We start from the raw sequence: 12,573 nt of genomic DNA on the forward strand, positions 1-12,573 counted from the left end.
GTTATTTACCCTTTACAAAGCTCTTCTACTGTTATGTCTTCTGTGATGAGGTTACCATCGCCGAAGAATTCAACGGAATTTACGATCTCTGCCAATTCGCCGCTTTCTTTCATCTTCTTCAGCTCTTCGTTATACGCTTCACGGAGTTCGTCAGAGTCTTGGGAAAAGCCTGCTGCACCGTAACTTGGTACTCCTTCTACATCAGGCTGTTTGAATTCTTCAACATATTCCAGTGACTCGCCGCCTGTTGATTTCATGGCTTTTTTCACGGTTAGCTCAGTAGCAGTTGTTGCCTGGGCACGTCCTGTTTTAACAGCATCAAGGGTTGCAGCAATATCAGGGTATGTTTCAATTTGATCTTCACTTACTCCTGCGCTTTTCAGGAAGTCAACCTCAGTAGCTCCTGACATAACCGCAACTTTCACATCCGGATTTTCTGCAATATCTTTGTAACTGGTTAAAGAAAGAGGGTTCCCTTTCTCGACAACCATTCCTTCACCATATTTAATTCCTGGCATACCGAAGTCAATTTGTTCACAACGATTTGGTTTAATGGCCATCGCAGCGGTAATAACGTCGAACTTTCCGGTTTTAACACCTGGAATAAGCTGTTTCCATTCTGCGATTTCACCTCGTACTTCTTCAACTCCCATGTTTGCAAAGGCTGCTTTTGCAATTTCAACAGCCACACCTTTTAATTCATCACCTTCTTTATAGGCGTAAGGAGCTTCGTTTGCAAACCCAACTGTCACATAACCCTGTTCTTTGATTTTAGCAAGGGCAGAATCTCCACCATCGCTGCCATTACCATTGGATTCTTCAGATCCACAGGCTGCTAGCAGCATAATGGAAAACGCAATCATAAGAATTGAGAGTAATCTCTTTTTCATAATTGACCTCCTTAAGTTGATTTATAGGATAAGTATCAAGAAATGTGGTGCATCGGTCTTAGGGCGAGATATCTAGGCAAGTAGTATTTATACTACCAAGGTTACAAAAAAACAGCAAACTCTAAATTTTCCGATTATAACGAATATAAGGTCTTTAGACAGTGTTTATTACGGACAACTTCCATATCCTTTAAATACGTAGGATATTTGTAATAAGTTTGTAAAATAAGAGCTTTAGTACATGCTATGAAAGTATCATGAAAAATAGACGTGCAATCGAATGATTCGCCCAAACCCGACTCCTTTAGTATGATTTAAGAAGGAGAGTAATGGGGAGTGAATAGTTAATGAATAAGATATTAAATTCTTTTATTAAAAATGAAAGACATCAGCGTTTAATTGGAAAAGCTTCGAATATAGCTGAAGAAGCTCGGTTACATGTTAAAGCTGCCGATCGAGAGGCTGCCTTTTCCGATGAAACCTTGAACGTCATTAAACAAGAGGAGTACCCATCTTTTACCTTGCCAGCCAAATATGGAGGAGAAGATCTTTCTTTATACGAATTCCTGCTATTACAGGAAACGGTTGCTGTCGGTGATGGCTCCACTGCCTTATCAATGGGCTGGCATCTTGGAATTATGATGGAACTTAGTGAAGATAGACCTTGGAAACAGGAAACGTTTGAGCGGTTAGCCTGGGAGGTAGCAAGCGAACAAAGGGTAGTTAACCGATTAGCCACAGAAGCAGGGACAGGGAGCCCAACTAGGGGAGGTGTTCCTGAAACAAAGGCCGTAAAACGAGAGGGAAGATATGTGCTTAACGGCCGCAAAACATTTGCGTCGATGGCCGACCACCTGGACTATTATATTGTCTCAGCGTTCGTAGAAGATTTAGATGAAGTGGGCTGGTTTTTAATTGATCGGCATCAGCCTGGACTCCGTGTTGATAAAACCTGGGATACACTAGGAATGCGTGGTACGGAGAGTGATGATTTAGTTCTTGATGGAGTGGAAGTGAATGAACAAGATTTAGTTGAGGTTAAGGGGCAGAGTAAACCTTCTCCAAAAGGCTGGCTGCTTCATATTCCAGCCTGTTATTTGGGAATTGCTGTAGCAGCTAGAGACGCGGCTATCGAGTTTGCTACATCCTTTCAGCCGAATAGTCTTGATACGACCATTTCAGAGGTAGGGCATATCAGGGATAAAATTGGTGAGATGGAATGGAAACTCATGCAGGCTCATAGTTTCATGTATGCAACGGCCAGGAAATGGGATGAAGAACCGGAGAAACGTAAAAAGATGGGCTCCGAACTCGCAGCCGTAAAGCTTACTGTGACGAATGCCGCGAATGAGGTTGTTGATTTGGCGATGCGTATCGCTGGCGGGCGAGGGTTGTCGAAACAACAGCCATTTGAAAAATTTTATCGGGATGTGCGTGCAGGTCTGCATAATCCGCCGATGGATGATGCTGTGTTAAGGATGCTTGCCGGGGAAGCTCTTGATCAATAGAAAGAAAGCATGTTCCTTTAGTCAGGAGCATGCTTTTTAATTAGGAAGAAAAAATTGGGGTATCTATAATAGTACACTTAACAACTTAGGGGGCTTAACATGAGAATCCTTGTTATTAACGGGCACGAATATTATCCCCATTCAAAGGGTGTGCTCAATCAAACCCTTTTTCTATACTTGATCGAAAAGGTAAGAAAATCATCTGAATTTCAAACAACAAACATACAAGAGGGGTATGAGGTGAGGGAAGAACAGGAGAAGGTGAAGTGGGCAGATATTGTAATATATCAAACCCCGATTTATTGTTATAGTGTTCCAGCCTTGTTGAAAAGGTATTTTGACACCGTTCATGAGTATGGGGTTTTTTTTAAAGGGAACCAAGGTGATTATGGAACGGGTGGTCTGCTTCATGGTAAGCGGTACATGTTTTCAACAACATGGAATGCCCCTCGTTCAGCTTTTAACAATCCAGACAAATTTTTTGAAGGGAGAGGGGTGGAGGAAGTTCTTTTTCACCTCCATCTTATTCATAAGTATACCGGAATGAAGCCAATTGACACATTCGCTTGTTTTAACGTCAAGAAACAGCCCGACTTGGAACAGTATAAAAGTGAATTAGATTCCCATATCAATCGCTTTATCCCGGAACTTACATTTTAAAAAGAATCAGCAGACGCTCTTCCTTTAATTAAGTATGATTTTCCAAAGGATCCATGTGAGGTGAAAAATTTTAAAGGTGCTATATTACTTTTTAATACACTGTACACAATAGACGTGTGCTTTATATTAAGAATTAAGGAGGAAAAAAAGTGCAGTTAGCCTCACATGAACTACATGATTTAACTGAATTAACAATGGGGTGCTATAATACAATTGGCTGTATGGCAAGTTTTATTCAGCAGGCACAAGATCCCGAACTTAAGGATATGCTGACACGTCAATTCCCTTTGCACGTAGCAGATTACAATTTGAAGGTTGAATTTTTACAAAGTCAAACGACACCGGACATTAGTAAATTTCAACCTGATCAGCCAGTAAGAAAACTCTCCGACTTTACGACTGGAACTGTGCCTTTTCAACCGGGCCAGCCAAGAACAGAAGTGCAAACACACAATGACAGAGAGATTGCTACTGCTTATTTATTGAATCAAAAGGGTTCAGCTAAAAATTACGCTGCAGCAGCGGTGGAGTGTGCAAACCCTGACTTGCGTCATTTCTTAGAAAAAGCATTTTTGAACAGTAACCGTCATGCCTATGAAACGTGGCAATATATGGTCCAAAAAGGATACTATCCTTTAATGCCAGCGCCACAGGAAAGTACACAAGATATGGCAGGTTTTTTCACTCCTGTTCCTATACAGTAACCATCACGAAGAGGTCCGTTTTCTATCTAATAGAAGGCGGGCTTTCTTGTTTGGAAAAATTTACGGAGAATAGCTGCTTCCTTTTCACAAAAGATAACAGGAGTAAATGACTAATTGAAAAGGAGAAATAAAAATGTTCTCACATGTAAAAGAACTTCAATATAATGCTAAACCTTCCCAGCCCGATCCGGTATATGCGAAAAAATTGCAGGAAATATTAGGCGGGCAATATGGTGAAATGACTGTTATGATGCAATACCTTTTCCAAGGATGGAACTGCAGAGCTGAAGGCAAATATAGAGACATGCTACTTGATATAGGAACGGAAGAAATTGCTCACGTAGAAATGATTGCAACGATGATAGCTCAATTACTGGACGGTGCTCCTGCCCATGATCAGGAGCAGGGGGCCAAAGATCCTGCTGTTAAGGCAGTACTCGGTGGCATGAATGCTCAACACGCTATCGTTAATGGACTAGGGGCACAGCCAAATGACGCGGCGGGATACCCGTGGAATGCACGATATACGATTGGGAGCGGCAACTTGCTGGCAGACTTCAGAGCGAACTTAAATGCTGAATCACAAGGACGTCTTCAAGTCGTTCGTCTATATGAAATGACGACTGATCCTGGGGTAAGAGATATGCTTTCTTTCCTGATTGCCAGGGATAAAATGCATCAAAACCAGTGGATGGCTGCTATTGAGGAATTAGAACAAACTCAGGGAGCTGTGGTCCCGAGCACGTTTAGCCCTGATCATGAGAAGCTTGATGTGGCTTATTCGTTTATGAACTTTTCTGAAGGAGAAGAAAGCAGTACGGGTCGTTGGGCCAGTGGTCCGGCATTAGATGGGAATGGTACATTCGAATACGTACAGAATCCTGGTGCCAATGGTCAAAATCCGGCGCTCATACCAGCTCCGGCTTATATTCATGGTACACCTCCAGAGGATATGAGAGTTATGCAAAATAGCGGCGGAATTCAGCCTCATCTGCAGTAAAAGCATGTTAAAAAGGTGAGTGTCGAGATATATGGAAGAATTTATACCAGCTTCGAATAGGAAAGAAAGACATGAAGAAATTAGGCAGCAACAATTTTTGGAAGCGCCTGTGCTGCTTCATTATTTTTTCTAATTTCAGCATAAACACCTGTATATTTACACATGGACCGGTAACACTAAAAATGGTGTATAGACACCAATTTCGACTTCGAGAGGACAATGACTACTATGCGAGAAGGTTTAATTCCAACTGCATTAGGTTCAGCTGTTACGACCACTGGTTATGTCTTGAAGCAGAAACACGGTTCAAATAAAATGGTTGCTAACACTATGTTTGGCTTTGGATTAGCCCATGTAGTATTAGGTACCATCGATCTTGTTCAACATCGCCGTTAGGAAAAGGGAGCACTAATCACCTGCTCCCTCAGCTTGTAGAGGTTTTCTCTACAAGCTTTTTCGTGCGTACGTACGAGCGAATGCAACCAAACATAAGATAGACTTTACATACACAGTTAGGGGTTACAGATTGAAAGTCCCGAATTTTTTCAATTGGGACTTCCAAGTAAATGGCCTATGATTCAGCTAATAAATCAGCAAAAGTTTTTGCATATGGTGGAAGATCCGGAGGGCGACGGGCGGAAATGATATGTTCATCTTTTACAACAGCTTCATCGTGCCAAGTTGCACCGGCATTGATCATATCATCCTTAATGCCAGGTGTACTGGTTACCTGGCGCCCTTCTAAAATCCCTGCTGAGATCAATACCCAGCCAGCGTGACAAATTTCGCCAATCGGTTTATGTTGTTCGTCCATATGACGTACCATGTTGATCACGCTGTCATAACGACGCAATTTATCAGGCGACCACCCGCCTGGAACAAGGATGCCATCGTAGTCTGCCGGATCGATCTCGTCAAAGGCATAGTCAGAAGTTGCAGGTACCCCATACTTTCCTGGGTACATCTCGTTTGCTTTCTCGCCAACGAGATGTACCGTTGCTCCCTCCTCCTGCAAGCGTAGCAGCGGATACCAAAGTTCTAAATCTTCAAAGTCATTACTTACGAGTTGAATGACTTTCTTGTCTTGTAAGCGCATGTGGTGACCTCCTTATCTGTACTAATATAAGTGTATCAAACGGAATAAGCGGATTCGACTATTTTGATACAGCTAACACCCACCATATTAATAACGGCTGCAGAAAAGGCCGGATCCAGAGAAGAATCTGACTTGTATCCTCGCTCCAGGGGGCGGGAATGCCATTTACGGCAGCATAAATATTAGCCGGTAGAACAGCCACTAGAAAAAACGCAGTAGCTATTCCTGCTGCACGTCTAGATTGCGGGAAAATAAGGAGCAATGCGAGCAGCCATTCCGTATTACCGGTCATGTAGACAATTTCAAGCTCGAGCGGTACAAAATCTGGAATCATTTGTGCATACCCTTTATCATAAATAAAATGAGTTATCCCTGCTATAAAAAGCCCTAAGGTAAAGAGGTATAAACCGAATTGCTTTAATATCTTCATACCTTTCCTTCCTTTCTAATAAACCAGAAGTGAAACATTTTCCCTTTGATGAACGTATAATTGGATGAATAAACTAAAAAATAAGGCAAAGAGTTGATGATATATGCTTGAAAATAGGTATAATAAAGTTTAAGTTTAGCATAATCTTATTTGAATTGTGAATCTAGCAAAAAGGAGCCGTGGTTATGAAGAAACGGAGTCTGTTGTTCTTAGCCTTTATTGTGATAATTGGTTTTATAATCCCAAAAGGGGCATTTGCTTCTACAGGGAGTGAAGGGATAAATGAAAAGCTGGGATTGCCAATCGTAGTGTATGGTGAAGCCTTAACGGAGTCGCAAAAGAGCAGAGTTACCGAACTGCTTGAGGTCAATCAGCATGAACAAGTGGACGAGTTTACCGTGACGGGTCAGGACCTTGCGAATTATATTGGCGGGAACCCGAATTCTAATATGTACTCCTCTGTTAAAATTCTACACCAGGATAACGGAACAGGGCTAAATATTGAAATTGTAACACCGGATCATATCACAGAGGTAACAAAGGAAATGTATGCGAATGCTCTATTGACTGCTGGTGTAGAGAATGCAGATGTATTCGTTGCCTCGTCCGTTAAAGTAAGCGGACATTCTGCTTTAACAGGTATCTATAAAGCTTATGAGGCTAAAGGGGTCACGCTTGATAAGGAGCGTATGGAAGTGGCCAGTGAGGAGCTGGATGTTGCGACCTCTATTAGTGAAAAATCCGGAATTGATCAAGCGCAAGTGAGCAAGCTGCTGACGGAGATTAAAAAAGCGATTGCCGAACAAAATCCTGCTACAAAAGAAGAGGTAGAACAAATTGTGCAGGATCAGCTGCAGAACCTAAACATTGAATTAAGTCCCGAGGACCGCCAGCGTCTCGTTGATTTATTTGAACAAATGCGCGATCTGAATATTAATTTTGATCAAGTGAAAGACCAGCTTGACGAACTTGCAGGAGGCATTCAGGACTTAGTGAATGATGAAGGGTTCTGGAACAGCCTCACATCCGCTGTAAAGAGTTTCTTCCAATCACTAGCTGATTTCATTCGTTCAATTGTCAGTTAAGTGATATCTATTCCACTTTATACCACCTCAGGTCATCCAAAATTTGGTATACCTGAGGTGGTTTTAATGTGGGAGAGGTAACAGTCGGCGGCTCGTTTGTATTTTCCTAACTCATAGAAGTGATCCCCAAGCTTTTGATAGAGTGTTTCAAGTGGTTCTTTATCTGTTCCTTCTTCAAAATAAGTAATACAGCTTTCTAACCCTTGCTCGTAATGGACTTGGTCTCCTGTCTGTCTATAGTAATCAAGAAAGGACTCGAGCAGGTAGTAGTGGTCAGCGTCATCTCTAATCTCTTCTTTAGCTTTCTTAAAGATTCTTAGAGCTTGTGTCAACTCTCCCTCTTGTAAATAAGCCTTACATAAGGAATGGTAAGAGATTTGTTTGTTGGCTGAAATTCCTTCTAGTTCCTTCAGTTTAAGAGCGCTTTCTAAAAAGGAACAGGCTTTTTTGATTTGCCCTAAATTCCTCATCACCACCCCTTTATTGTGAAGAATCTGCGCAAGTAAATAACGGTTTTTGTCTTTCTCAGACTGTTCCTGGGCTTGATTCAGAAAACCCATAGCTTCTTCATATTGTTTTTGGTTTAGATAGATGATTCCAAGTAAGTTCAAGATCATGCTTACATCTTCTGTTTGATTAAGACTTTCATAATAGGTTTGAACCTCTTTGCAATAATTTATTGCCATCTGATAATCCTCAAGGGCATTTGACAAAACGGCCCGATTATAAGTAAGAGCTGCCTTGATAGGAAGGGGACTTTTGGCAAGGGAAAAGTCCTGATAATGACATAAACTGCTTTGGTAATCAGCTTGCTGATAGTATCTGATGCCCTGACAGTAGTGATAAGCATTTCTAAGGTAGAGGGGTAAATCTTCAAGTACATATTCGTGTAGAAAAGCTTTAATATATAGGTCATAAACTTTCTTTGCTTCCTTAACCATTCGGGCTTTGCAATAGTAGCTGCACCTTAATAACAGAAAGTACATTTCTTGATTTACGTTGGATAAATATTCATAATAATTCTCATCTATGGCTTCAATAAGGGGAGCTGCCTTGTCTAGATCGGTAATGATAAACAATTGTAACTGGTTGAGGACATGGTGTACTTCATGATCCTCCGTTTCATATTTATTAAAAAAAGCTTCTGGCAACCCTAAGGTATTAGATATGACTTGCAGAGTATGTACGCCTGGACGCCGGTGACCATTTTCTATCTTACTAAGATGCGCTGTAGAAAGATGTTTTCCTCCAAGTTGTTGCAGGGTCATGTTGTGTAACTTACGGTAGATAGAAATTCTCCTGCCAATATCCAAAGTTCTACACCTCCTTGAAAAAATTCCCTATCTCTATCATACAGGAATCGACAATTTAATAATAGGTCTAAAGTTATATAAAAATGGAATAGCTGTAAAATTATAAGCACTTCTTAATTTTCAGCTTTATTTTTTAATGCACACTTGCTTTTTTGTCCCATGATAATAGTTCAATAAAAAGATTTGAAAATATATGAAATATAGTACGATTAGATTATAAAAACAGAACGAATGAGTGTAGGGATATACAATGGAGTGGGGCAAAATGGAAAAAGATAAAGAGACAATGCTGACAGAAGCAATGAACCATGAATATTCAACGTTACTGCGCACCGCACAGTCATATGTGAAAGATGTAATGATAGCTGAAGATATGGTCCAGGAGGCGTTTTTGAAGGCATATGAAAAATTCGATTCTTTTCAGCAGGGAAATAGTCTTCGAGCCTGGATATTTAGAATAATGATCAATCAATGTAAAGACCATCTTCGCAGCTACACCTGTCGAAAAGTGGCACCATGGGAGGATCAATGGCTCCATGCTGTACAGGCAGACCAGCAGAATCCACTGTCCATCATGGTGGAAAAGGAAGATTATGATAGTATTCATGAAGCAATCGGGCTATTGCAGCCTGATTATCATGAAGCGGTACAGCTTTACTATTTTAGGGAATTATCTGTTAAACAAATGTCCTTAGCCCTTCATATGAATGAAAACACGTTAAAGACGCGGATGAAACGGGCTCGTGATCATCTAGGACAGCGTCTGGAAAATCATAAAGAAAGAGTTTATTCTGCCTAAAGCACTGCATGTAAAAAAAGCTGAGCACCTCTAGTCGAGGAGCTCAGCCTTTTTCTATTCAGCAGCAATTTTGACGTCTTCAACAATTTGTTCATAGGGAACTTCTGATGAGCCTCTATAATATTTTACAACTTTCCCCTCTTGATTAACTAAGAAAAACTGGGATCCGTGAGCCACTTGATCAGCGCCTTCCGGCTTATCGGCGATCGTATGGAAGCTTTCTTTAGCAAATGTTTCGATCTTATCTTGGTTGTAACCTGTAACAAATGTCCAATTGCTAAAATCTGCCCCTTGAGCAGAAGCGAATTTCTTCAGCTTTTCTGGCGTGTCCACTTTAGGGTCAACACTGAATGATACGATTTCGGCTTCGACCCCTTCATCTTTAAGCATATCCTGGATTTTAGCCATATTACGAGTCATAGGTGGGCACACTGTCGTACAGGAGGTAAAGATGAAATCAGCGAGCCATACCTTTCCTTTCATCTCTTCGATCGAAAAATCCTCTTTATCCTGGGTGGTGGCCTTGATACTGCCCACTTTCCAATTCAGCGGATCTTCTAGCTCTTTAGTACCGCAACTGGCCAGGATAAGGACAACAGTTATAAGTAATATAGGTATAATCAAACGTTTATGATTCATAAGGGCACCCTCTCTTCCTTTGTTTCTATACCTCAGTTTACGACTCTGTGATAGTCAGGTCAATTTTATAAAAGGTACATTTAGGGATGTCTGTGCAAACGTCAAGAAGTATTCACAAATTGACGGCAGGTTTCTACATATTTTGGATCGTTTCGGGGGAGAATAATGAACTAAGAAATGTCAGTGAGGGATGCTTATGCCTTATTTTACAAATCAATTTGGGCAACGGTTATTTTATGAAGATGTGGGGCATGGAGAGGTGCTTTTGTTTCTCCATCCGCCGGGGATGGGGAGAAAAGTGTTCAAGCAGCAGCATGAACTTGCCGATTACTATCGGCTTATTATTCCTGATCTGAGTGGCCATGGAGATTCAGATACGACTGATCTCTCCCCAAGCCTGGAAGACTTTGCGGAAGAAATTAAACAATTGATCGATGTTTTACATATTGATCAAATCATTCTTGTCGGGTACTCGGCTGGAGGAGCCGTAGCTCAATATTTTGCTCTTCAATACCCCAATAAGGTTAAAGCACTTATCTTATCAGGTGCATTTCCTTTCGTTGATACGTTCTTTTTACGCTTTGAGTTCAGTATGGGCATGAGATGGGTAAAAAAAAGTCCACGGACTCTTGCCATGCTGTTAGGAAAATCCCATTTTAGAAGGCCAGAATACAAACAAGAACTGCGTGAACACATGAACAAGTCAGACCCTAAGGTATGGTATGAGTTTTATAAGCAGGCCTTTAATCATGATTGCCGACAAGATTTGGACCAATTAAAGATTCCTATCCTATTAATGTATGGGGAAAGGGCAATCTGGATCAATCACCACGCAAAGTTTTACCGTGCCTGTCCCGATGCCACTTTAGTTATTGTGGATCGTGCATTGCACCAGCTTCCAGCCACCCACTGGCCGATCTTTAATCAGTCTATTATCGATTTCATCGAACGTAAAATAGGAAAAAAAACAGCCAAGTGATCCCAGTCACTTGGCTGTTTTCAGGTCAAAAGTGAACTCATGATTAATTCGCTGACTGATGGCTGCTTCTTTAACAGTAAAGGTTAACTCATCGGCACCCATAATGGAGTGGGCAGAAACTGAGATGTTCAGTGATTTATGGTCAGGAGAAAAAACATGGACCTCATCTTTGCTGCCTTGATCGTTCTCTACGATTACCGGTTTTTGGGAATAATCCGTTCCCATGACGAAACTATCGTGAGGAGCAAGGGATATGGCTTGTTCTTCCCGTGTTGGTTTAAATGTGAAAATGAAGCGTGATTGACCAGGAAGATGATAGATCTTCTTTTTTAAATAAACATGAGTGTTATGCAAAGCGGCTACTTTTTGATGAACATCAACTACTTTGCCTTTACTGTTTTTCCCTATATTTTCTTTGAAATCAGTGACATCTACAGTAAAGGAATAGCCATCGTCTGATTTTAGGCCAACTTGTTCAAGTTGAAAAGTTAAGGAATCAGGCATTTTTTCAAAAGGGGGGAATTCAGCCACATACATTTCCTGATTTTCCCCGTATGGCGCTAGAAACCTTACCTCTTTTTCTTCCCCGTAATTCGACTTGATGGACGCTTGAAAAAAGTTGGTAATCGGTAAGGACTGGTGATTCATATCCAAGATGATTCGCGTCTCCGTCAACCCAGCTTCTGCTTTTTTAAGCTCTATAGATAGCCCTTTCTCCTGATAGGTTTTTTTCAATTTTGCAGTCCTTAATATACTATCTCCAGGTTCATAGGTGAAATGGATGGGAGCTGCATCTGTCTTATAGCGGTCCCCATTTACTTCAACATGAAGAGCGGTAAGCACCGTCTGATCAAAGGGTACCCCTTTCCTGTTTCGAAAAGAAGTATTATTCTTCAGCCGAACAGGGGGTATCGTTGCGTAGGTGTACAGTTTTCCGTTATAAGCGATTGAGTGCTCTGGATCAGTGATAAGTACTTTCAGGGATTGCATCGGAAGATCCCCGTCTAAAGCCTCCATTTGAACATCAGCAATAGCAGCCGGAAGCTCTTCCATGTTTTTTTTATGTTTATAATCTTTAATTATACTAAGGTCGTAACTGTAATAGATTAAAATACGATTTCTTGTATACCATACATGATTTAAAAATAAGCTCCCTTTGTGTTGGGGTATTGAATATTCCTGATTCGGTGAGGAGACGATTCCAAGTGTTTTAGCCTTCATGATTCCGGGTGTCAGCTTCTCATAAAATTGACTAACTTCATCTTTGCTCTTGGCGGTCTTTACGTTATCGGGGAGATTCACTTGAGTCATGGAAGGTAACGTTTCTTGGGTCAATTTGGGTTTTGTCCCCTTATCCATAGACAACTGGACAGCGACAGCGAAGGTGATGAGGAGGATGGCAATCCCGCCCCATTTTAGTTTTCTGCTTTTCATAAACAGGTCGAACCCTTTCTCGGCCTCGCACGACTT

Annotated in this window: 14 protein-coding genes; 8 read left to right on the forward strand and 6 right to left on the reverse strand. The window is 41.2% G+C overall.

Annotated elements, in window-relative coordinates; translation table 11 throughout:
* Positions 1-5: 5 nt before the first annotated feature.
* A complete protein-coding gene (gene ehuB / locus P9989_RS01765) occupies positions 6-890 on the reverse strand; it encodes an ectoine/hydroxyectoine ABC transporter substrate-binding protein EhuB (protein ID WP_283077129.1) in 885 nt (294 codons plus the stop codon).
* Between the two features lie 347 nt (positions 891-1,237).
* Here ehuB and P9989_RS01770 point away from each other — a divergent pair, with 347 nt between their 5' ends.
* From P9989_RS01770 to P9989_RS01790, 5 genes are all read left to right on the forward strand, one after another.
* Positions 1,238-2,398, forward strand: a complete 1,161-nt coding sequence (locus P9989_RS01770; RefSeq protein WP_283077130.1) for an acyl-CoA dehydrogenase family protein — start codon at positions 1,238-1,240, stop codon at positions 2,396-2,398.
* A 99-nt stretch (positions 2,399-2,497) separates the two neighbouring features.
* Positions 2,498-3,058: an NAD(P)H-dependent oxidoreductase gene (locus P9989_RS01775; RefSeq protein WP_283077131.1), complete on the forward strand. Its 561-nt coding sequence runs from the start codon at positions 2,498-2,500 to the stop codon at positions 3,056-3,058.
* A gap of 149 nt (positions 3,059-3,207) precedes the next feature.
* On the forward strand, positions 3,208-3,762 hold the full coding sequence (locus P9989_RS01780) for a spore coat protein (protein ID WP_283077132.1): 555 nt from the start codon (positions 3,208-3,210) through the stop codon (positions 3,760-3,762).
* A 133-nt stretch (positions 3,763-3,895) separates the two neighbouring features.
* Entirely contained in the window at positions 3,896-4,762 is an 867-nt protein-coding gene (locus tag P9989_RS01785) for a manganese catalase (protein WP_283077133.1), read from the forward strand.
* A gap of 219 nt (positions 4,763-4,981) precedes the next feature.
* Positions 4,982-5,158 carry an asparagine synthase gene (locus P9989_RS01790; protein WP_283077134.1) on the forward strand — a complete coding sequence of 59 codons (177 nt, stop codon included), beginning with the start codon at positions 4,982-4,984 and terminating at the stop codon, positions 5,156-5,158.
* 175 nt (positions 5,159-5,333) lie between these two features.
* Here the strand turns inward: P9989_RS01790 and P9989_RS01795 are convergent, their stop codons facing one another.
* Together P9989_RS01795 and P9989_RS01800 are read right to left on the reverse strand one after the other, a co-directional pair.
* Complete coding sequence (locus tag P9989_RS01795) at positions 5,334-5,858, reverse strand: type 1 glutamine amidotransferase domain-containing protein (protein ID WP_283077135.1); 525 nt, start codon at positions 5,856-5,858, stop codon at positions 5,334-5,336.
* 58 nt (positions 5,859-5,916) lie between these two features.
* On the reverse strand, positions 5,917-6,288 hold the full coding sequence (locus P9989_RS01800) for a DoxX family protein (RefSeq protein WP_283077136.1): 372 nt from the start codon (positions 6,286-6,288) through the stop codon (positions 5,917-5,919).
* Between the two features lie 185 nt (positions 6,289-6,473).
* Here P9989_RS01800 and P9989_RS01805 point away from each other — a divergent pair, with 185 nt between their 5' ends.
* On the forward strand, positions 6,474-7,373 hold the full coding sequence (locus P9989_RS01805; protein WP_283077137.1) for a DUF1002 domain-containing protein: 900 nt from the start codon (positions 6,474-6,476) through the stop codon (positions 7,371-7,373).
* A 32-nt stretch (positions 7,374-7,405) separates the two neighbouring features.
* On the opposite strand, the gene P9989_RS01810 is transcribed toward P9989_RS01805, so the two are convergent.
* Positions 7,406-8,686, reverse strand: coding sequence for a helix-turn-helix domain-containing protein (locus P9989_RS01810; protein ID WP_283077138.1), 1,281 nt, complete (start codon positions 8,684-8,686; stop codon positions 7,406-7,408).
* Between the two features lie 265 nt (positions 8,687-8,951).
* Here P9989_RS01810 and P9989_RS01815 point away from each other — a divergent pair, with 265 nt between their 5' ends.
* Positions 8,952-9,485 (forward strand): sigma-70 family RNA polymerase sigma factor, encoded by a 534-nt coding sequence (locus P9989_RS01815; RefSeq protein ID WP_283077139.1) that lies wholly within the window; start codon positions 8,952-8,954, stop codon positions 9,483-9,485.
* A gap of 54 nt (positions 9,486-9,539) precedes the next feature.
* Here the strand turns inward: P9989_RS01815 and P9989_RS01820 are convergent, their stop codons facing one another.
* Positions 9,540-10,124 (reverse strand): SCO family protein, encoded by a 585-nt coding sequence (locus tag P9989_RS01820; RefSeq protein WP_283077140.1) that lies wholly within the window; start codon positions 10,122-10,124, stop codon positions 9,540-9,542.
* A gap of 196 nt (positions 10,125-10,320) precedes the next feature.
* On the opposite strand from P9989_RS01820, the gene P9989_RS01825 reads away from it, so the two are divergent.
* Positions 10,321-11,103 carry an alpha/beta fold hydrolase gene (locus P9989_RS01825; RefSeq protein ID WP_283077141.1) on the forward strand — a complete coding sequence of 261 codons (783 nt, stop codon included), beginning with the start codon at positions 10,321-10,323 and terminating at the stop codon, positions 11,101-11,103.
* A 6-nt stretch (positions 11,104-11,109) separates the two neighbouring features.
* Here the strand turns inward: P9989_RS01825 and P9989_RS01830 are convergent, their stop codons facing one another.
* Positions 11,110-12,537, reverse strand: coding sequence for a hypothetical protein (locus tag P9989_RS01830; protein ID WP_283077142.1), 1,428 nt, complete (start codon positions 12,535-12,537; stop codon positions 11,110-11,112).
* Positions 12,538-12,573 lie beyond the last annotated feature (36 nt).

This window comes from Halobacillus naozhouensis (assembly GCF_029714185.1).
Taxonomy (GTDB): domain Bacteria; phylum Bacillota; class Bacilli; order Bacillales; family Halobacillaceae; genus Halobacillus_A; species Halobacillus_A naozhouensis.